This window comes from Streptomyces sp. NBC_00829 (assembly GCF_045161795.1).
Lineage (GTDB): Bacteria > Actinomycetota > Actinomycetes > Streptomycetales > Streptomycetaceae > Streptomyces.
This window is the reverse complement of the sequence record NZ_CP108867.1, coordinates 335951-357231: the sequence shown is the minus strand read 5'-3', so window position 1 is coordinate 357231 and position 21281 is coordinate 335951. Positions and strand designations below refer to the sequence as shown.

Here is a 21281-nt window from a genome sequence, read left to right as displayed (position 1 = left end):
AAGGGGCCCTTCGGTCCGCACGTCGGGTTCACCGGCCCCATCGGCCGGACGGCTCACCGGGCGATGCTGGAACCAGGTGCACTGCTGTGCGGCAGCGTCTTGAGGAGTTCCGATGAACCGCACCCCGTATTTCGTGGCAGACGTGATGTCCTCTCCTGTCGTCGCCGTCGACGAGGGTGCACCGTTCAAGGAGATCGCCGAGACGATGGCACGGTGGAAGGTCAGCGCCCTGCCGGTGCTGGACGAGGAACGTGTGGTTGTGGGCGTCGTCTCCGCCGCGGATCTGCTCCCCAAGGAGGAGTTCCGGGACAGCGTTCCTTCCCGCATGGAGCAGGTGCACCGACTGGCCGATCTCACCAAGGCCGGGGCCACCACGGCCGCGGAGCTGATGAGCAGCCCGGCGATCACCGTCCGAGGAGAGGCCCCGCTGGCACAGGCCGCCCGGAAGATGGCCGTGGACCGTGTGAAGCGCCTGCCCGTGGTGGATGCGGCGGGAAGGCTCCAAGGAGTAGTCAGCCGGTCGGACCTGTTGAAGGTCTTCCTGAGGCCGGATGAGGATCTGGCCGCCGAGGTGCGGCGGGAGGTCGTCCATCGCCTGTTCCCGGACGCCGGCGAGACCGTGCGGGTCCGTGTCGACAACGGCGTTGTCGTACTGAGCGGGAACCTGTCCGACACCCGGCTCGTACCGCTTGCCGAGCGTCTGGTGCGGGCCGTCGCGGGCGTGGTGGATGTCCAGTGGAGGGTGAGCGGTGACAGCCGGACGAGGGCAGGGCAGCCGCCGGGCGCGGAGGAGCCTCAGACCCCTCCGTCGTGACCCGACCACATCCGGGCGATGACCGCGTCCACGGTGAGGAGCAGCAATGAGCCCTTGGGCCGTGGTCGTGGCCGGGGGAGTCATCGCGGGCTATGGCGCCCTCTCGCGTCGGCTGTCGACGACCGTGATCTCAGCTCCGCTCGTGTTCGTCGTGATCGGGCTCGCCATCGGTCCGCTGGGTCTGGATCTCATGAGCCGGGAGCAGGATCCCGACGTCACACGGACGTTGCTGGAAAGCGCGCTGGCGCTCGTGCTCTTCACGGATTCGGCGGCCATTCGCGCCGAGAGCCTGCGCCGGGAACGGTTTCTGCCCGTACGCCTGCTGGTGGTGGGGCTGCCGGCGACCATGGCGCTCGGGTGGCTGGTGGCCTGGCCTCTCATGCCCGGCCTCGGTGTGTGGGAGCTGGCACTGATCGCCGTCGTCCTCGCGCCGACGGACGCGGCACTGGGGCAGCAGGCTGTTGCCGACGAGCGTGTCCCTGGAGTGGTGCGCCACGGCTTGTCGGTCGAATCGGGACTGAACGATGGTCTCGCGCTTCCGTTCTTCGTCCTGGTGTTGGCGGCGGCGGGCGAAGGACACGGTCATCCGGGCGTCGCGGAGACGTTCTTCCGGGCGTTGCTGCTCAGTGGTGCGATCGGAGTCGCGGCCGGCTGGGCCGGGGCGAGCATGCTGCGCCGGTCGCAGGCGCGGGGCTGGAGCAGCGCTTCGTGGAGACAACTGATGACCCTCGCTGTTCCGGTCGTCAGCTACGCGCTGTGCCTGACTGCCGACGGCAGCGGCTTCATCGGTGCCTGGGCCGCCGGCCTGGCCTTCGGAAGCCGGCTGCGCGCAGCGCCGCGGCGCAAGCCTCCCCGCGTGCACACTGGGCAACCCGCGCAGAGCACGGAGTTCGCCGAACACCTTGGCCTGCTGCTCGGGTCGCTGAGCTTTCTTGCTTTCGGAGCGGTCATCCTGGGGCCGACGCTTCAGCAGCTGACCTGGCAGATGGTCACCTACGGCCTGATCAGCCTGACGGCCATCCGTATGCTGCCCGTGGCCGGCGCGTTGGCCGGCACCGGCCTGCGTCCCGCGTCCATCGCCTACATCGGCTGGTTCGGCCCACGAGGGCTCGCCTCCCTGGTCTTCGGCCTGATCGCCTTCGAGGAACACCTCCCCGGCGGGACACTCGTGAGCGGCGTTGTCGCGGTGACCGTCGCCCTGAGCATCCTTCTGCACGGTGCCACGGCCCCGTTCCTCGGATCTCGCTACGGCGAGTGGTTCACGAGCATGGTGCGCGTCGAACCGGGCATACGGGAGAACCCGAACGTTGACGGTGACGGTGACGGTGACGGCGACACAGGCGGCACGCGGAGCGGCCGGTTCTCGCCCTAGCCACGCACCGCGGCGGCCCGCCTGTGGTCACGTACCGGGGCTCTGCGTCGCTGCGGGTTCCACCACCTTGTGTTCCGGACTGCCCAGAACGACCTTGAGCGCACCCGTGTCCGCCGCACGCGAGAACACGTCGTACGCCTCCTCGATCTGCGCCAGGCCGAAGCGGTGGGTCGCCAGAGCGGAGGCGGGAAGCCGGCCGGCGGCCAGCATGCCCAGCAGGACCGGCGTGGAGTAGGTGTCCACCAGGCCTGTCCGGATGGTCACATTCTTGATCCACAGGTCTTCCAGGTGCAAGGTGGCGGGCTTGCCGTGTACGCCGACGTTGGCCACGCTGCCTCCCGGCCGCACCACACGGGTGCAGAGTTCGAAGCTCTCGGGCACACCGACCGCCTCGATGGCGACATCGGCCCCGAGCCCGTCGGTCAGGTCGGCGACCAGCTGTTCCGGGCCTTCCGCCGCGTTGACGACGGCGTCCGCGCCCAGTTCGTGCGCCGCCTCCAGCCGCGACTTCGCCAGGTCCACGGCGATGATCCTTCCCGGGGAGAACATCCTGGCTGTGGCGATGCTCGCCAGCCCGATGGGTCCGGCGCCCACCACGACGACCGTGTCGCCGGGCCGGACGCCGCCGTTGAGGACGCCCACCTCGTACGCGGTGGGGAAGATGTCGGAGAGCAGTACGGCGTCGCTGCTGCTCACCGGCGTCGGCAGCAGGTGGACGGAGAGGTCGGCGAAGGGGATCCGCGCGTACTCGGCCTGGGTGCCGTCGATGAGATGACCGAGCACCCATCCGCCGCCTCCGCGGCACTGGCCGTACATCTGCTCACGGCAGTAACGGCACCGGCCGCAGGACGAGATGCAGGAGACGAGGACCCGGTCGCCGGGACGCACCGTACGGACGTCGCTGCCCGCTTCGACGACCTCGCCGACGGCCTCGTGTCCGAGGACCGTTCCCGGCTTCACCTCGGGTACGTCGCCCTTGAGGATGTGCAGATCCGTGCCGCAGATGGTGGTCGTGTCGATACGGACGACAACGTCGGTCGGCTCCTGAATGCCGGGATCCTTCACATCGTCCCAGGAAGTCTGGCCGGGGCCGTGGAAAACGAGAGCCTTCATGACGATCCTCCTCAGGTCGGTTCTTCTCGGGTCCCCTCCATCCAGCGTGTGGCGGGCCGACAGGAACCGCACAGGGGCCGAGTGGCCCCGGCGGGGACTCACCGGCCCCCCTCCGGAGCTCCGTCCGTGACGCGAGGCCGGCACCCGCAGACTCCCCGGAGGCGGCGGGCACAGTCACCGGAAGCCAGTTGCTCAATCGAGAGCGACCACGTGCTGATCATGATCGACTGCGGCCTGTCCAGGGACTGGCCGAACTGCGCCGCCGCAATCGGCGAAAGCCCCGTTCGATGCCGCCGCCGTCCACGCCCTCGTCCTCACCCGCGCTCACCCCGACCACTGCGCCTGTATGTCCCGACGGGGAGAACGGGCCCTGGTGCAATGAATCAGGGCCTTCCGGCCCTCTTGCAGAGCCGCCAGGCCTCTGACGCGCTCCGTCCGACATCGGCAGGCTGGACATCACAAGACCACCCGCCCGGACCGCGCCGGCGGTCACGAGGGACGGAGAGAGCATGTCCACGGTGAAGCTGCTCAATGCCCTGCCGCCTGAGGCTCGCGACACGCTGTTGGAGATCGCCCGGGAGACTGCCTTCCCGGTCGGCGCACGCATCTGCGAGGAGGGCGGCCGGGCGAACCGCTTCTGGATCATCCGGAGCGGATCCGTCGCCCTCGACATGCATGTGCCGGGCCGCCGCGCCGCCGTGGTCGAGCGGCTCGGCCCCGGTGACCTGCTCGGCTGGTCCTGGCTTTTTCCGCCCCGCAGTTGGCACCTCGGTGCCGAAGCGACCTCTCCGGTACGAGCGCTGGAATTCGACGCCGCCCAGGTGCGCGCCCTGTGCGAGGACGACCAGGAACTCTGCCATGCCCTCACGCTCCGGGTCGCCGAAGTGATTGCCCACCGGCTGCAGTCGGCCCGAGGCCGTCTGCTCGACCTGTACGGCCCTTCCGGCGGCGGCTCTCTGCGCCTGGCCCGCTGACCGGTCCTCAGCGCGACCTGGGGCCGAGGGCGCGGCAGGGACTCGGCCACCGTGCCACGCTACGCGCCATCTCCTGCACACACGGTGAGACGCGTCGACCGGCCCGATAGTCTGACACCCAGGAGTGGCGTGGCTACAGAGGAGTGCCCGGTGGGTGAGCAGGAGTCGTTGTCGCAGATCCCGAAGATGCGACTGGACGAGTTGCTGGAAGAACTGCAGGCCCGTATCAACGCCGCCCGCGGCACCCGTGACCGGATCCACAGCCTCCTGGAGGCGGTCGTCTCCGTTGGCCGGGAGCTCGACCTCGACCAAGTGCTGCGGCGGATCGTGGAGGCCGCAGCTCTGCTGGCCGAGGCCCGGTATGCGGCCTTGGGCGTGATCAGCCCGGACGGCCGGACCCTGTCGCAGTTCCTGACCATCGGTATGACCGACGAGGAGATCGGCAGGGTCGGGCACCTGCCGGAGGGGCACGGCCTGCTCGGCGAACTGATCCGCAACCCGAAACCGCTGCGGCTCACCGAACTGGGCGAACACGCGGCCTCCTTCGGCTTTCCGGCCCATCACCCGCCGATGCTCACCTTCCTCGGCGTTCCCATCCGGGTCCGTGACGAAGTGTTCGGAAACCTGTACCTGACCGACAAGCACGGTGGGCAGGAGTTCGACGAGGAGGACGAGAGCATCATTTCCACCCTGTCCGTCGCGGCAGGCGTGGCCATCGACAACGCACGGTTGTATGAAGGGGTGCAGCGCCAGCAGCGGTGGCTGCAGGCCAACACGGAGATCACCAACAGCCTGCTCTCCGGCAGTTCGCGCCTCGATGTCCTGGAACTCATCGCCCGTCGTGCCGCCGAGATCACGGGTGCCGCACTGGCCGAGGTATCCGTCCCCGTCCCCGACACCGACGACCTCGCCGTCGAACTCGCCCTCGGCGCGCAGAAGGACGACCGTCGGGGCCTGGTGATCCCCATCAGCGGCACGCTGTCCGGCGCCGCCCAGCGCACCGGGGTGCTCGTGACCACCACCGGTCTCGCCGACGATGACCGTTACGCCTCAGGGCCCGGCGATTTCGAAGGTCTCGGGCCTGCCGTTGCCATCCCGCTCGGGGCCGCCGAGGAAGGCCGCGGTGTGCTGTTGCTGGCGCGTGCCGTCGGGGAGCCGGTGTTCACCGACTACGACATCGAGCCCCTGCTGGTCTTCGCCGCCCAGGCGGCGGTCACCCTCGAACTCGCCGAACGGCGCCGCGACGCCGAGCAGCTGACGCTGCTGGAGGACCGCGACCGTATTGCCCGGGACCTGCACGACCTGGCCATCCAGCGTCTGTTCGCCACCGGCATGACCTTGCAGAGCGCCGCCCCCCTCGTCGAACACGCCGGGGCCGCTGAGCGTGTGTCCCGCGCGGTCAGCGACCTGGATGAAACCATCAAGATCATCCGCAGTACGATCTTCGGCCTTCGCGTCCACGACGAGGAGACCGGCCCCACCCTCCGCTCTCGCGTCGCACGTGCGGCGGGCGAAGCCGCGTCGGCACTCGGCTACCCGCCACGCCTGAGCATGGAAGGCCTCCTGGACACAGACGTGCCCCTGCCGCTGGCCGACCATGTCCTGGCCGCCCTCGGGGAGATGCTCAGCAACGCCGCCCGCCACGCCCATGCCACCCGTGTGGAGGTGACTCTGCAGGCCACAGGGGGCGAAGTCGTCCTTACCGTCGCTGACAACGGCCGGGGTATTCCCGCTGACGGTCGGCGCAGCGGTCTGAAGAACCTGGACGAGCGCGCCCGGAGCGTGAACGGATCCTTCACCATCAACACTCCTGCCGACGGCGGCAGCCGACTGGTGTGGCGGGCACCGCTGGTCCAGGGCGGCGACGGCCGCTGATTGCACTCCCGTCCCCGTGCAAGGACCCAGCAGTGCTCCGGCATACGCCCCGGGGGAGGTCAGGGCTGGACCTGGGCGGGAAGGCCAGGGGGAGGAGGGGGTCGGCCTTTCCGCGCACGACGGCGAACGCAGCCGGTCATGCCCTGCGTCTGGGCGCCGAGCCATGCCCAGCGGGCAGGGCGCGCCGAGGATGGAGGGCGTTTGGTGCGCGCCCTACGGCGGAGGGCGCGCACCAACGGCAGTCAGTCGGCCTGTGTGGCAGCGGTCTCGACCGGTGCGTCAGTGAGCTGGAATCCGGTGACCAGTTCGGGCCGGATGCGCAGCGCGCCCGTCATGGACCGGGCCACCCAAGGACGCAGCAGGCGTTCGTAGCGTTCCAGGTCGGCAGGGTCGTCCACGAGGTGCGCGTAACCGGTGACCACGACGCTCCAGCCCAGGTGCCGGTCGGCGTCGATGACATCGGCCTCGTACGCCACGACGGTCTCCCGGCCGTCCGGGGGAGCCGACATCGAGGCCAGGGTGGACCCGTCGCTGAGCCGGATGACGATGTCCTCGCCGTCGAGGACGTGGTTGACGGGGCGGACGGCCGGGAGAGCCTGCTGGGTGAAGACGAGGCGTCCCAGGGAGACGGAGGCCAGCAGCGCCAGCGCTTCACTGCGGTCCAACGGCTTCATGCGCCGTGGCGGCGCCTCACCGGCGCCGTCCAGCGGCTGTACTGCTTCCTCGCTCATGGTGCACACCCTTTGCTCCTGCCGCGCCGGTCAGGGCGCTTGTTGCCAGACAGTCAGCTTCCCTTCCGGGACGCGGTGGGGACAGGGCCGGATGGCCCCCCGCTGAGGGAGGCCTGGTACCCCTTTCCGCCTTCAAGATCCTCGGCGGGTCCGCTCGCCACGCGGGTGCGCGGCCTCTGCGGGCCGGCGATGGCATGTCCTTCCCGGGGCATGCCCGGGAAGCAAGCCCGCTCGATGACGGCCCGGCCCTGATGCCGGCATCGATCTGCCGGTCTGGCGGACACTGGGAACGACATGCCGAACCACAGCAGGGCCATCCGGCCCTGGTATGCGGGCCCTTTGTACGGAGACGATGAATGGTGCCCACGGACGGACCGAGCGAATACGGAGTGGCGATGACGGACAGCAAGGGCGGCCCAGCCCCAAAGGCGCCGGTCAGAGTCTTCCTCCTCGACGACCACGAAGTGGTGCGACGGGGTGTGCACGACCTGCTGGACGCCGAGCCCGACCTGACGATCGTGGGCGAGGCCGCGACGGCCGCGCAGGCCCTCGTCCGCATTCCTGCCCTGCGCCCGCACGTGGCTGTCCTCGACGTACGACTGCCGGACGGAGACGGCGTCAGTGTCTGCAGGGAACTGCGCTCCAGCATGCCGGAACTCGCCTGCCTCATGCTGACGTCCTTCGACGACGAAGAAGCACTCCTCGACGCCATCATGGCCGGGGCATCGGGCTACGTCCTCAAACAGATCACCGGCACCGACCTGGTTACCGCCGTACGGACCGTGGCGTCGGGACAGTCCATGCTCGACCCCGGGGCCACCACCCGGCTGATGGCCCGCCTTCGCGGCGGGGCCGAGCCGGAGGAAGCCAAGCAGACGCTGCCCGGCCTGACCGAACGGGAACGGGAAATCCTTGCCCTGGTCGGTGAGGGCCTGACCAACCGTGAGATCGGCAAGCGGCTCTATCTCGCCGAGAAGACGGTGAAGAACAACATTTCGCGGCTACTGGCCAAGCTCGGCGTGGAACGCCGCGTCCAAGCGGCTGTGATCGCCACCCAGGCCATTGCCGCGCAAGAACACCACAACGCCGCACCGTCTGCCACGCGCGACAGACGCGCGCGGAACTGAGCGCCGACGACGCCGGCTGACCAACCGAGCGCGGGCAGGAACCGACGAAACACAGGAGGGCTGCGGGACCGGACCTCACCGGCCCCGCAGCCCTCCCGCACGTGCAAGACGCGCGTCAGGGATGCGGAATCACCGCGACCGGGCATGGGGCGTGATGCAGGGCCGCATGCGCCACCGACCCGATCCGGGCACCGACGGGGGAGGGGCGCCGACGACGGCCGACGACCAGCAACGCGGCTCCCGCGGCGGCGGACAGCAGCACCTGCCCAGCACTTCCGATCTCCACGTGTGTGGCCACCGGAACGTCGGGGTAGCGCTCGCGCCAGGGGGCGAGCGCCTGGTCCAGAGCCGCCTCTTCGTACGGTTGCAGCCCTCCGGCGTCGTCGATGAGCAGCATCGAGGACGGGCTGTAGGCAAGGATCGGCGGAAGGTTCCATGCCCGCACGGCCCGTACCGACGCTCCCCGGGCCGCGGCGGCCTCGAACGCGAACCGCAGGGTCGACGCGCTGTCCTCAACCCCGCCCTGCTGGCCCACGACGACCTCCTCACGCGTTGCCTTGTCCTCGCCCGTCACACGGACGGAGATCACCGGGCGGGTGGAGGCACTGATCACCTGCAGACCGCAGGATCCGAGCAGGAATCCCACCAGGGCGCCGTGCCCACGGGAGCCCACCACGAGCATCTCGGCCCGCTCGGAGGCGTCCAGGAGCCCGGACACCGGAGTGTCTCCCACCACCTCGGCCGACACCTCCACAGCCGGGTACCGGTACGTGAGGTCCTTCTCGGCGTCCTGGAGCAATGTCCGGGCCGCATGGGCCTGTTCTTCCCGGTCCTGGACCATCGGTACGTCGACGGCCTGCCAGAGCCACGCATGCACGAGATGCAGCGGCAGTCGGCGACGTACCGCTTCCTGGGCCGCCCAGTCGGCTGCCGCCCGGCTCTCCTTGGACCCGTCCACTCCGACAACGATCGCGCGAGTCATCCCGATGCCTCCCCTTGAAGGTGCGCGCACCGCGCACCCGTCCAGTCCTTCGCGCTCACCCTTCCGGCACCGACAGTCGGCGCCGAGGGCCGTTCGGCCCACCGCGGAGCGCCGTTGGGCCTCCGTACTGGGAACGAGGCCTGTTGGGCGGGCCCTTATGCCAGGCGCCCCGGCGAGAACACCCCGGTCAGGGCTCGGTGGCTCACAGAGCCGTGTTCACGACCCCCGGGTAGCCGGCGCTGTGGAGGTCGCACTCGAAGCTCACCACGCCTTCCACTGCGCCTACCAGACGTGCCGCGACCCCGATCAGAGAGGTGTCGCGGATCTTGCCGCTGAGAGTGACGACGCCGTCCTCGACGGTCACGACGATCGGCTCGACGGGAGCGGGGAAGAGGTAGGCGACGATGGTACGCCGGACCTCTTCGGCGATGTCCTCGTCGGACCGCAGAAAGACCTTGAGGAGGTCGGCGCGGCTGACGATGCCTTCAAGGCGGCCCACGGCGTCGACCACAGGGAGCCGTTTGACGCCCTCGTGGGCCATCGCACGGGCCGCTTCGGCGAGGGTCGCGCCGGCAGGGATGGTGACCGCGGGCTGGGTCATCAGCTCCTCCGCGGTGACTGCCCCCGCCTTGGCCATGTCGGACAGCCGTCGCAGCTGGGTGTAGCGGTCGGGGTCGCCGTCACGGAATTCCTCCTTGGGCAGCAGGTCGGCCTCGGACACCACTCCGACGACTCGGCCCTCGCCTTCCGTGACGGGCACGGCGCTGACTTTCCACTGTCCGAGCAGCTCGACGATGTCCTTGAACGTGGCCTCACGGCCGACCGAGAGGACCGTCTGCGTCATGACGTCGCTGACGATGTGCGGGCTGGTGTGCATGGTGTCCTCCATGCGTCGGCCGGAATGCTCCGGCGGGTTCGCAGTGCCGTGGCACGGGCTGTGCCACGGCAGGTCCGGCGCCGTCACCCGACGGGCCGGCGGGCGGTCATTTCCGCGGCGATGCCGCGTGCCCAGTCGCGGATCTGTTCCTGGTCGCGGAAGTCCCCGCCCCGGTTCTGCCGGAGAATCATCCGGGCGATCCAGCCCTTGGCGCCTTGCTCCAGCCGGCCGCCGAAGGTGACATGCCCGCGCGCGTGCAGACGCTCCGCGAGCCGCGCGACACCGCGCACCGGCGGCAGATCCTTCTCGGCCGCGGAGGCGTCCAGGGGCCCGCTGCTGAACAGCCACAATGGCTTGGCCGCGAGCATCTCGGCATGGCGGTGCGCGAAACGGAGCGCCGGACGTTGCCAGCGGCCCGCGTACAGGGCGCTGCCCAGCACGACGGCGTCGTACTGCTCCGGGGCGCCTTCAAGAGCAGCCGGCCGGGCCACCGCGCTCACGCCGCTGTCGTTGAGGGTGTCCGCGAGCCAGTGGGCTATCTCCTCGGTGGAGCCGTTCTTGCCGGCGTAGGCGACCAGCATGTTCATGGTCATGATGAACTCTCTCCCTTCACAACGTGTGCAGCCACTGGTGGCCGATGCCGTGCATGGCCTGGTCGGCCGGCTGCAGATGGGAGTCGTCGATCCGGTAGGTGAGCCGATCGACGACGGAAACCACACCGTCGACCTGGCGCGTCATGTGCAGGGCGATCGGCTTCTCGCTCAGTCGTTCGACCTGCCCGTCGAGGGTGACCACGCCGTTCTCGACGCTGACGTCGAGGGTCTGCGGGGTCAGCCACAGGGCGTCCACGATGACGCCTTGGACGACCTCGTGCCGTATCTCCTCGTCCGGGCGGAGGAAGACCTGGAGCACATTGCGGCGGGTGACGATGCCGACCAGTCGCTCCTCGTCGTCGACGACGGGGAGCCGTTCGACCCGGTGCCGGGTCATGGCACGGGCGGCTGCGGCGATCGTCTCGTCCGCGTGGATGGTGACGGCGGGAACCGACATCAGTGTTCGCGCAGTCCCGGCGCGTTCCTTCACCGCCGTGGACCGCGCGGCGCGTGTCAGCTTCGGGCGCCGCCGGTGTCCGGGATCACCGGGAACCGGTTCGGCGGCCTGGTGCAGCATGAGGTCGCTTTCGGAGATGACGCCGAGGACCTTGTCGTCGTCGTCGATGACCGGCAGACCGCTGATGCGGTTGTCACCGAGCAGACGGGCCACATCCTTGAAGCCGGTCTCCGCGCGGGCCGTGATCACATCGCCCACCATGACGGCGCCGACCTTGGTGTGCTTCATGGCAGTTCCTCTCTCATCTTCAGCGCAAACGGCGCAGATAGGGGTCCTGAGCCGCCGCGTTCGGCATCAGTCGGATCCGGACGTCGAGGGGGATGACGCCGTCGGGGCGAGCCACGACAGGGTTGAAGTCGGCCTCGGTGAGCTGGGGCAGGTCGGACGCCATCCGTGACAGCCGCAGCAGCAACTGCTCCAGCGCCTCGAGATCGGCAGGTCCGTCGCCCCGGTAGCCGAAGAGCAGTGGTGCGCAGCGTGGTGCGGTGATCAGGTCGTGGACGTCCTGGTCGGTGAGCGGAGCGAGGCGGGCTGCGTGGTCGGCCAGCAGTTCGGTCGCCGTGCCGCCGAGACCGAACAGCACCAGTGGTCCGAACACGGCGTCCTGGACGACGCCGGCGACCAGCTCGGTGCCGCGTTCGGCGAGCGGCTGGATGACCACCCCGGTCATCAGGTCACCGAATTGCGTCACCAGGTCGCGGTGAGCGGCCCGTACCTGTGACTCGCCCTGCAGGTCCAGGTGGAGAGCGCGCTGCTCGCTCTTGTGCAGCAGCCCGGGCCAGTAGGCCTTCATCACCACCCTGCCGTCCGGCCCGGCGAGCCGGGCCGCCGCGGCGACGGCCTCGTCCTCGTCCGCGGCCCACGACCAGTCCAGTTGCGGAATGCCGTAGCGGGCCAAGAGGTCGGCAACGGACCGCGGATCGAGCCAGCCGCCGTCCGGGTGCTCCTCCAGGTATCCACGCACGATTTCCTCGGCTCCCGAGGTGTCCACGCCGTCGAGGTCGCGGAACGATCCCGCGGGACGGGCCAGCCAGCGGGAGCGGGTCACGGCATGGGCCACGGCACGTGCGGCGTCTTCCGCGTCGGCGTACGCCGGTATGTGGCCGCCGCCCTCTGCGGGCAGCAGCCGGACGCGGGTGTCCTGTGCGGGGAGGACCAGGGCGACCGGCTTGGAGCGGCTGCCACCGGATCCTGTGACGGCCCGGGGCAGGTCGTCGCCGGTTGCCGTGGCCAGCGCGGTGGGAACCAATGCGACCAGGACGGCATCGATCCCGCTGTGCTCCCTCAGCCGGTCCACACATGCCCGCAGCTGGATCTCGTTGACGGCGGCGGTGGCGTCCACGGGATTGACGACCGTGGCACCGGCCGGCAGCCCGGCCAGCAGTTCGCCCGCCGGCGCACCGCCCAGCGCGGGCAGGGTCAGTCCGGCCTCGATGCAGGCGTCGGCGGCCAGGACGCCTGCTCCGCCCGCGTTGGTCACGATCGCGACCGACGCTCCGGCCGGCAGCGGCTGTGTATGCAACAGCGCGGCTGCGTCGAGGAGCTCGCCGACGGTTCGGGTGGCGATCACTCCGGCCTGGGTGAACAGTGCATGCCGGGTCATCGTCGGGGTGGCTGCCGCGGCCGTGTGGGAGGCGGCCGCACGCCGTCCGGCGTCGGAGCGCCCCGCGTCCACGGTCAGCACCGGCATCCGGCGGGCCACCCGGCGGGCGGTGCGGGAGAACGCCCGCGGATTGCCGAACGACTCCACGTGCAGGACGGCCAGATCGGTGGTGCCGTCGCTCTCCCACCACTGGAGCATGTCGTTGCCGCTCACGTCGTACTTGTCGCCCAGGGACACGAACGTGGACACGCCGATACCGAGACGCGCCATTCCCGCGAGCACGGCGATGCCGACCCCTCCCGACTGCACGGCCACGCCCGCGGTGCCGGTCAGCGGACTGTCGGCGGCGAACGTGGCATCGAGACGGAGGGCGGGATCGGTGTTGGCCAGGCCCAGGCAGTTCGGGCCCACCAGGCGCATACCGTACGCACGGCAGGTGTCCAGCAGCGCGGGCGCCTGCTCCGCGTCCAGACCGGAGGAGACAACGACCAGGGCGCGTACGCCGGACTTCCCGCAATCCTCCGCGGCCGCGGGCACTGCTGCGGCCGGCACCGCGATCACCGCCAAGTCCGGGGTCCGCGGCACGTCGGCAACCGATGCCTGGCAGTTCACCCACTCGATGGCCTGGGCAGCCGGGTTGACCGCGGTGAGCAATCCGGCGAACCGTCCCTGACGCAGGTTTCGCAGGACGGCCCGGCCCACTGAACCGGGTTTGCGCCCTGCTCCGATCACCACGACGGATCGCGGACGCAGCAGCGGCTGCATGCTGGCCACGTCGGCAGCACGTCCGCGTTCCTCGACGGCCGTCAAGTAGTGCTCGTCGGCGGCGAGTTCGACGGTGCACCGCACCTCCGGGCCCTCGAACCGGCGGGCGGTGCGCAGCCCCAGGTCCCCGAAGACCCTGAGGACCTCGTAGTTGTCGGCGAGTGCGTCTGCGGTGAAGGTGGTGATACCGGCCGCGCGGGCAGCCGCCACCAGATGTTCCAGCAGCAGGGTACCGACCCCTTGGTGGTGCCGGCTGTCGGCGACTGCCAGGGCGATTTCGGCCGTGGCCGAGCCTGCGCCTGTCGCTTCGTACTCGGCGATACCCACCAGCCGTCCGGCACACTCGGCGGCCAGCGCCCAGTATCCCGGACGTGTCGCGGCGGCCACCCGGTCCGCGGCTGCCGCTGCCGAGCGGCGGCTCAGCCCGAAGAAGCGCAGCCGCAGATTCTGCGGCGACATCTCCTCGTACAGGCGAAGGACTTCGGAACGGTCGGCAGGACCCGCAGGGCGGATGCGCACCGTGGTGCCGTCCATGAGCAGGGCGTGCACCTGAAGCGGACTCTCGGTCATCTCGATGCCTTCCCTCTGGGCCGTCACCACCAGCATCCAGTCGCGATGGGCGCCACCCCAGGGGCTGCCCGGGTACAGGAGGGGGCCGAAGGTCCCCGACAGGGGCCGATTCGCCCCTGCACCGAGCCCCCTCCCCGGTGCCACGGTGCAGGTATGGACCTCACACGGCATCGGAAAGGCGGTGGGGACTATGGAGCTGCCCCTGGTCGTGGGCGTCGACGGATCGGACTCCAGCCTCCGGGCGACCGACTGGGCCGTGGACGAGGCCGCTCGGCACGGCCTGGCCCTGCGGCTGCTGTATGCGTCCCGCTGGGAGAACTACGAGGGCATCGCCCTCGCACACGGCCTTGAGCGGCCTTCCGGGCAGATCCTCGCCGAGCACATCGTGGCCTCCGCCGCCGAGCGGGCCGAGCGCCGGAACCCGCAGGTCAAGGTCTTGACGCAGGTGGTTCCTGAGGACGCCGTGAACGCTCTGCTGAGCGCGGCCGAAGGAGCGTTCGCCCTGGTCACCGGAGTGCGCGGACGGGGCGCCATCACCGGACTGCTGCTCGGCTCGGTGAGCCTGGCCGTCGCGGCACGCGCTCGCTGCCCGGTGATCGTCGTTCGCGGCGACGACGTGTCGGTCGAGGGCCGCCACGACCGCATCCTGCTCGGTGTCGGTGACGACGCCCCCTCCGAGGCGGTGCGCTTCGCCTTCCGCGAGGCCCAGTCCCGCCGGGGCACGGTCGACGCCGTCCGCTCCTGGCGTTCTCCGGCTTACGAGAGCGCCGATCATCCGCGGCTCATCAGTGAATCGGCCCACGTCCATGAGGCGCAGGCCTCCATCCAGCTGGACAAGGCCCTCAGTGACGTCCTCAGTGAGTACCCGACCGTTCCGGTGCGCCGGGCGGTCGTCGAAGGGCCTGCCCGCAAGGTCCTGCTCCAGCGCGCGGCGGCAGCCGATCTGGTGGTCGTCGGTGCCCGTCGCAGACACGGCCACCTGGGACTGCAGCTCGGCCGGGTGGCCCATGCCCTTCTCCACCACGCGGACTGCCCCGTCGCCGTCGTACCAGAACAGGCGTGACCGCACGGCCGGGGCGGACCGGGCGGTCGCCCCGCAGCATGCAGATTCCCCTCCCACCACGTAACGGAGACAGCCATGGGCAACCCTCAGCCTTCGGACCGGCCGGTACTCGCGGCCGCCGAGCTGCACGAACTCGACGCACACTGGCGGGCCGCGAACTACCTCGCCGTCGGCCAGATCTACCTGATGGCCAACCCGCTCCTGCGCGAGCCGCTGAGGCCGGAGCACATCAAGCCCCGGCTGCTCGGCCACTGGGGCACCTCACCCGGGCTGAACCTCGTACACACTCACCTCAACCGGGTCATCAGGGCGCGTGGCCTGGACGCGCTGTGTATCTGGGGGCCGGGGCACGGCGGCCCCGCCGTGCTGGCCAACTCCTGGCTCGAGGGCACGTACTGCGAGACCTACCCGGACGTGAGCCGGGACGCGGCCGGGATGGAGAGGCTGTTCCGTCAGTTCTCCTTCCCCGGCGGTGTTCCCAGCCATGTCGCGCCGGAGACCCCTGGATCGATCCATGAGGGCGGCGAACTCGGCTACTCACTCGCCCACGCCTACGGTGCCGCCTTCGACAACCCCGACCTCCTCGTCGCATGCGTGATCGGCGACGGCGAGGCGGAGACCGGCCCGCTGGCGGCCTCGTGGCACTCCAACAAGTTCCTCGACCCCGTTCACGACGGGGCCGTTCTCCCGATCCTCCACCTCAACGGCTACAAGATCGCCAACCCGACGGTGCTCGCCCGGGTGCCGGAGGACGAACTCGACGACCTGCTGCGCGGCTACGGCCACGAACCCATCCACGTCAGCGGCCGCGACCCGCTTCAGGTCCACCGCGACATGGCGGCGGCCCTCGACCACGCGCTCGACACGATCCGCCTGATGCAACGCACCGCCCGGCAGGACGGCGTCACCGAACGCCCTCGCTGGCCCATGATCGTCCTGCGGACCCCCAAGGGCTGGACCGGTCCCGCCGAAGTCGACGGTGTTCGGGTCGAGGGCACCTGGCGCGCGCATCAGGTACCGCTGTCCGGCGTACGTGACAACCCGCAGCACCTACGGCAGCTGGAGGCCTGGCTGCGCTCGTACCGGCCGCAGGAACTCTTCGACGCCGAAGGCTGTCCCTCGCCCGATGTACTCGCCTGCATTCCCCAGGGATCCCGCCGCCTGGGCGCCACCCTGCACGCCAACGGCGGTCGGCTGGTGCGCGATCTGCCCCTGCCCGCGCTGGAGAAGTACGCGGTTCCCGTCGAAAAGCCCGGGGCCAGTCTGCATGAGGCGACCCGTGTCCTCGGCGGCCTCCTCGAGGAACTGATGGAGAACACCTCCGGCCGTCGCGACTTCCGTCTCGTCGGACCCGACGAGACGGCGTCCAACCGGCTGCAGGCCGTCTTCGGCGCCACGGGCAAGGCCTGGCAGGCGCGCATCGAGCCGGACGACGAACACCTGACCCGGCACGGCCGGGTGATGGAGGTGCTCTCCGAGCACCTGTGCCAGGGCTGGCTGGAGGGCTACCTCCTCACCGGCAGGCACGGCCTGTTCTCCTGCTACGAGGCATTCGTCCACATCGTCGACTCCATGGTCAACCAGCACATCAAGTGGCTCAAGACATCACGGGAGCTGTCCTGGCGTGCGCCCGTGGCCTCGCTCAACTACCTGCTGACCTCCCACGTGTGGCGGCAGGACCACAACGGCTTCTCGCACCAGGACCCGGGCTTCGTCGACCATGTGCTCAACAAGAGCCCCGAAGTCGTCCGCGTCTACCTTCCGCCGGACGCGAACACCCTGCTGTCCGTCGCGGACCACGTGCTGCGCAGCCGTGACTACGTCAATGTGATCGTCGCCGGGAAGCAGCCCACCTTCGACTGGCTCAGCATCGACGACGCACGAACCCACTGCGCACGCGGCGCCGGGGCATGGGCATGGGCGGGCACCGAAGACGGCAACCGCGAACCCGACGTGGTCCTCGCCTGCGCCGGGGACATTCCGACGCAGGAGATCCTTGCCGCCGCGCAGCTGCTCCGCCGGTATCTGCCGCAACTCTCGGTCCGGGTCGTCAACGTCGTCGACATGACCCGACTGCTGCCGCAGGAGGAGCACCCGCACGGCATGCCGGACGCCGAATACGATGCCCTGTTCACCCGCGACAAGCCGGTGATCTTCGCTTATCACGGCTACCCCTGGCTGATCCACCGGCTGGCCTACCGGCGCTCCGGCCATTCCCACCTCCATGTGCGCGGCTATAAGGAGAGTGGCACCACGACCACGCCCTTCGACATGGTCGTCCGCAACGACCTCGACCGTTACCGGCTGGTCATGGACGTCATCGACCGCGTCCCCGGCCTCGGTGCGCGCGCTGTCGCCCTGCGCCAGGCGATGGCCGACGTGCGCACCCGCCACCACGCCTGGATCCGCGAGCACGGCACCGATCTGCCCGAGGTCGCGGACTGGACCTGGACCGGCTGAGAGCCGATACCCCAACTGGCCGTCGGCAGGGACGTTCGGCCCGTCGGCCGGGGCCTCATGCCACCAGCGGGACCACCCCGATCGGCGGGACATTGAACAGGCAAGGAGAGACCGTACTGTGCCTCCACCCGCTGAAGGGATCGGCCTCATGGCAGTTCACGAGCATCCACACCCGACGTTTCGGATCTCCCGCCCGGGGCGAAAGCCGCAGGGCGCGACCGTTGTCGCCGCCGAGGGGGTCGCCCGGTCCTCGGCGACGTCGAAGGCCTTCGCGGCGGTACGCCTGATCGTGGGCTGCGTCTTTCTGTGGGCGTTCCTCGACAAGGCCTTCGGCTGGGGATACGCCACAACCGACGGCAGGGACTGGACCGCCGGCGGCTCGCCGACCAAGGGCTTCCTGAGCGGCGTCGACGCCGGACCCATGGAGTCTGCCTTCCACTCGTGGGCGGGGGACACGTGGGCCGACTGGCTGTTCATGCTCGGACTGCTCGGGATCGGCGCGGCGCTCGTGGCGGGCGTGGCCCTGCGGCTCGCCGCCGCGGCGGGCACCGTGTTGATGGCGTTGATGTGGGCCGCCGCATGGCCACCGGCCAAGCACCTGTCCGACGGCTCCCCCAGCATGTCCACCAATCCGCTTCTCGACCACCACGTCGTGTACGCCGTCGTACTGATCGCGCTCGCCGTCGCGTACGCCGGCCGTACCTGGGGCCTCGGCGACATCTGGGAGCGGCTCCCCTTCGTCCGCCGCAACCGCTGGCTCCTGTGACGACCATCCATCCGGCCGGCCGGGACACGCCGGCCCGTGTCCCGGTACCGGCCCGCGCACCGGAGGGGACCGTCGTGACCGTCCGTATCAGGTGTCCACCGAGGGCCCGGTCAGGTTCGGCCTGACAGCACTGGAGGTGCGCATCACGCACCACGCCCCCTGTCCGGTTGCCGTGGTCCCGCACGGCTGAGCCCAGTGGCCGAGGGGGCCGAAAGGCCCTGCCGAGGGGCCCGGGTGGACCTCCCCGCTCGCGCCGCCCGGCGGGAGGCTGGGAGTGGTCACAGAACCGGGAGAGATCATCTTCGAGATATGAGCCAGCAGCCGCCCAGCGGACCGCCGCCCTCCGAAAGGAAGAACAGTCATGGCCCGCTATGTGTACGCCTTCACGGAGGGCGGCCGAGAGATGGCCGACCTGCTCGGCGGCAAGGGCGCCAACCTGGCCGAGATGGTGCGCATGGGCCTGCCGGTCCCGCCCGGGTTCACCGTTACCACCGAGGCCTGCCGTGCCTACCTGGAATCGGGGGAGCCGCCCCAGGAACTGGGACAGCAGGTGGCCCAACACCTCAGGGCCCTGGAACGCGCGGTCGGCCGAGAGCTGGGGCAGGTCGACGACCCGCTGCTGCTCTCCGTGCGCTCAGGAGCCCGCTTCTCCATGCCGGGCATGATGGACACGATCCTCGACATCGGCCTGAACGACTACTCCGTCCTCGGGCTGGCCAAAGGGCCCGGGCGGGAACGGTTCGCCTGGGACTCCTACCGCCGCCTGGTGCAGATGTTCGGCAGCACCGTCATGGGCGTCGACGCCGGGCTCTTCGAACAAGCCCTCGCCGCGATCAAGAAGCAACACCGCGCCGCCGACGACACCGAACTGGACACCTGCGACCTCATCCGGCTGGTCGAGACGTGCAAGGACATCATCGCCGAGGCCACCGGCGAAGAGTTCCCGCAAGAACCGGCCGAGCAGCTCGAGCGCGCCGTCCTTGCCGTCTTCGAGTCGTGGAACACCGAACGAGCCCGCCTGTACCGCCGCCGCGAGCACATCCCCGATGACTTGGGCACCGCGGTCACCATCCAGACCATGGTCTTCGGGAACTCCGGCTCCGACTCGGGCAGCGGTGTCGCGTTCACCCGCGACCCGGCCACCGGAAGCCGTGGCGTCTACGGTGACTACCTGCCCAACGCCCAGGGTGAGGATGTCGTCGCGGGCATCCGTAACGCCGTGCCCCTGCAGGAACTGGAGCGCCTGGACCCGCGGTCCTTCGCCGAGCTGCGCGACCACATGCACCGGCTCGAGGCACACTACCGCGACTTGTGCGACATCGAGTTCACCGTCGAACGCGGCCGGCTGTGGATGCTGCAGACCAGGGTCGGCAAGCGCACCGCCCAGGCCGCCTTCAGCATCGCCGGCCAACTGGCAGCCGAGGGCCTCATCTCCCAGGACCAGGCACTCGCCCGGGTGGACGGCAACGCGCTGGCCCAGCTGATGTTCCCCCGTTTCGACACCTCGGCCGACAACGAAGTGATCGCACACGGAATAGCCGCCTCGCCCGGGGCCGCGGTGGGGGCCGTGGTGTTCGACTCGGCCGAAGCGGTACGCCGAGCGGCCGCGGGGGAAAGTGTCGTCCTGGTCCGCCAGGAGACGACCCCGGACGACCTGCCCGGCATGGTCGCCGCGCGGGCAGTCCTGACCAGCCGCGGCGGGAAGACCAGCCATGCCGCCGTCGTCGCCCGCGGCATGGGCAAGGTGTGCGTGTGCGGGGCGGACGACATCACCGTCGACCCGCACGAACGGCGCTTCACCACCCAGGGCATGACCGTGCCCGAGGGCACCGTCATCTCCGTGGACGGCTCGTCAGGCGTCGTCTACCGAGGTGCGGCCACACTGATCGACTCGGACATCATGCGGTACTTCGACACCGGGGGTCAGCCCCCGGTCGCCCAGGGCGGGCAGATTGTGGCCGACGTGCACCAGATGATGCAGCAGGCGGACGCCGTGCGACGGCTGGAAGTTCGCGCCAATGCCGACACCCCCGAAGACGCGGCGCGTGCCCGCCGGTTCGGCGCACAGGGCATCGGCCTGTGCCGCACCGAGCACATGTTCCTCGGCGACCGGCGCGCGCTCGTCGAGGCCATGATCCTCGCGCACACGGACGCCGAACGCGCCACGGCACTCCAGGCCCTCCTGCCCCTTCAGCGCCAGGACTTCGCCGGCATCCTCCAAGCCATGGACGGGCTGCCGGTGACCATCCGCCTGCTCGACCCCCCGCTCCATGAATTCCTCCCCGACCGTACCGAGCTCGCTGTCCGGCTTGCCCAGGACAGTGCCCTGGGCAGGACACCCGATCCGAGGGATGCCGAGCTCCTGGCAGCCGTGAACCGTACGCACGAGGAGAACCCGATGCTCGGCCTGCGCGGAGTGCGGCTGGGCCTGGTGGTGCCCGGTCTGGTGGCCATGCAGGTGCGCGCCATCGCGGAGGCCGTCGCGCAGCGCAGGGAGGCAGGAGGCGACCCGCAGGCAGAGATCATGGTGCCCCTCGTCGATGCCGTGGAAGAGTTGCACCTGGTGCGCCAGGAAGTAGACCGTGTCCTGGCCGAGGTGGCCCAGGAGACGGGCGTACGCATCGACTGCCCCGTCGGCACGATGATCGAGCTGCCCCGGGCGGCCTTGACCGCAGGCAAGATCGCCAAGGACGCGCAGTTCTTCTCTTTCGGAACCAACGACCTCACCCAGACCACGTGGGGGTTCTCCCGCGACGACGTCGAGGCGGCGTTCTTCTCCGCCTACCTCGACAAGGGCATCTTCCAGGTCTCGCCGTTCGAGACGATCGACCGCGAAGGCGTTGGGCGGCTGGTGAACATCGCGGTCGAGGAGGGCCGCGCCGCCCGCCCCGGCCTGAAGATCGGCGTCTGCGGAGAACACGGCGGCGACCCGGTCTCGGTGCACTTCTTCCACGACGCCGGACTGGACTACGTCTCCTGCTCGCCCTTCCGCATTCCCGTCGCCCGCCTGGAAGCCGGACGTGCCGCCCTCCAGGAGCACACCGGCTCGGACAGCACGTGACCCCCGGCCCCGCGCACA

The 21281-nt window shown here is 70.0% G+C and carries 16 protein-coding genes; 9 read left to right on the top strand and 7 right to left on the bottom strand.

The annotated features are described in order from the left end of the window. Positions 1 to 112: 112 nt before the first annotated feature. Positions 113 to 814 (top strand): CBS domain-containing protein, encoded by a 702-nt coding sequence (locus OG293_RS01515; RefSeq protein WP_405996903.1) that lies wholly within the window; start codon positions 113 to 115, stop codon positions 812 to 814. 46 nt (positions 815 to 860) lie between these two features. Next, positions 861 to 2186 (top strand): cation:proton antiporter, encoded by a 1326-nt coding sequence (locus tag OG293_RS01510; RefSeq protein WP_405996902.1) that lies wholly within the window; start codon positions 861 to 863, stop codon positions 2184 to 2186. A gap of 27 nt (positions 2187 to 2213) precedes the next feature. On the opposite strand, the gene OG293_RS01505 is transcribed toward OG293_RS01510, so the two are convergent. Continuing rightward, positions 2214 to 3299 (bottom strand): zinc-dependent alcohol dehydrogenase family protein, encoded by a 1086-nt coding sequence (locus OG293_RS01505; RefSeq protein ID WP_405996901.1) that lies wholly within the window; start codon positions 3297 to 3299, stop codon positions 2214 to 2216. Between the two features lie 509 nt (positions 3300 to 3808). Between OG293_RS01505 and OG293_RS01500 the strand changes: the two genes are divergently transcribed. Next, positions 3809 to 4273, top strand: coding sequence for a Crp/Fnr family transcriptional regulator (locus OG293_RS01500; protein WP_405996900.1), 465 nt, complete (start codon positions 3809 to 3811; stop codon positions 4271 to 4273). A gap of 150 nt (positions 4274 to 4423) precedes the next feature. Beyond that, positions 4424 to 6148, top strand: coding sequence for a GAF domain-containing protein (locus OG293_RS01495; RefSeq protein WP_406003477.1), 1725 nt, complete (start codon positions 4424 to 4426; stop codon positions 6146 to 6148). Positions 6149 to 6390: 242 nt separating this feature from the next. On the opposite strand, the gene OG293_RS01490 is transcribed toward OG293_RS01495, so the two are convergent. After that, positions 6391 to 6879: a pyridoxamine 5'-phosphate oxidase family protein gene (locus tag OG293_RS01490; protein WP_405996899.1), complete on the bottom strand. Its 489-nt coding sequence runs from the start codon at positions 6877 to 6879 to the stop codon at positions 6391 to 6393. Positions 6880 to 7274: 395 nt separating this feature from the next. Here OG293_RS01490 and OG293_RS01485 point away from each other — a divergent pair, with 395 nt between their 5' ends. After that, complete coding sequence (locus OG293_RS01485) at positions 7275 to 8006, top strand: response regulator (RefSeq protein WP_406003476.1); 732 nt, start codon at positions 7275 to 7277, stop codon at positions 8004 to 8006. A 115-nt stretch (positions 8007 to 8121) separates the two neighbouring features. Here OG293_RS01485 and OG293_RS01480 read toward each other — a convergent pair whose 3' ends face one another. From OG293_RS01480 to OG293_RS01460, 5 genes are all read right to left on the bottom strand, one after another. Then, a complete protein-coding gene (locus tag OG293_RS01480) occupies positions 8122 to 8988 on the bottom strand; it encodes a universal stress protein (RefSeq protein WP_405996898.1) in 867 nt (288 codons plus the stop codon). Positions 8989 to 9190: 202 nt separating this feature from the next. Beyond that, positions 9191 to 9865 carry a CBS domain-containing protein gene (locus tag OG293_RS01475; protein ID WP_405996897.1) on the bottom strand — a complete coding sequence of 225 codons (675 nt, stop codon included), beginning with the start codon at positions 9863 to 9865 and terminating at the stop codon, positions 9191 to 9193. A gap of 83 nt (positions 9866 to 9948) precedes the next feature. Next, entirely contained in the window at positions 9949 to 10458 is a 510-nt protein-coding gene (locus OG293_RS01470) for a flavodoxin domain-containing protein (protein ID WP_405996896.1), read from the bottom strand. A gap of 16 nt (positions 10459 to 10474) precedes the next feature. After that, positions 10475 to 11203: a CBS domain-containing protein gene (locus tag OG293_RS01465; protein ID WP_405996895.1), complete on the bottom strand. Its 729-nt coding sequence runs from the start codon at positions 11201 to 11203 to the stop codon at positions 10475 to 10477. 19 nt (positions 11204 to 11222) lie between these two features. After that, on the bottom strand, positions 11223 to 13913 hold the full coding sequence (locus tag OG293_RS01460) for a GNAT family N-acetyltransferase (protein WP_405996894.1): 2691 nt from the start codon (positions 13911 to 13913) through the stop codon (positions 11223 to 11225). A 190-nt stretch (positions 13914 to 14103) separates the two neighbouring features. Between OG293_RS01460 and OG293_RS01455 the strand changes: the two genes are divergently transcribed. The 4 genes from OG293_RS01455 to ppdK all read left to right on the top strand — a co-directional run bounded on the left by OG293_RS01455 (position 14104) and on the right by ppdK (position 21263). After that, positions 14104 to 14976 (top strand): universal stress protein, encoded by an 873-nt coding sequence (locus tag OG293_RS01455; RefSeq protein WP_405996893.1) that lies wholly within the window; start codon positions 14104 to 14106, stop codon positions 14974 to 14976. Between the two features lie 75 nt (positions 14977 to 15051). Continuing rightward, positions 15052 to 17436, top strand: coding sequence for a phosphoketolase (locus tag OG293_RS01450; RefSeq protein ID WP_405996892.1), 2385 nt, complete (start codon positions 15052 to 15054; stop codon positions 17434 to 17436). A 148-nt stretch (positions 17437 to 17584) separates the two neighbouring features. Next, a complete protein-coding gene (locus OG293_RS01445; protein ID WP_405996891.1) occupies positions 17585 to 18202 on the top strand; it encodes a hypothetical protein in 618 nt (205 codons plus the stop codon). A gap of 361 nt (positions 18203 to 18563) precedes the next feature. Then, positions 18564 to 21263 carry a pyruvate, phosphate dikinase gene (ppdK, locus tag OG293_RS01440; RefSeq protein ID WP_405996890.1) on the top strand — a complete coding sequence of 900 codons (2700 nt, stop codon included), beginning with the start codon at positions 18564 to 18566 and terminating at the stop codon, positions 21261 to 21263. Positions 21264 to 21281: the final 18 nt, after the last annotated feature.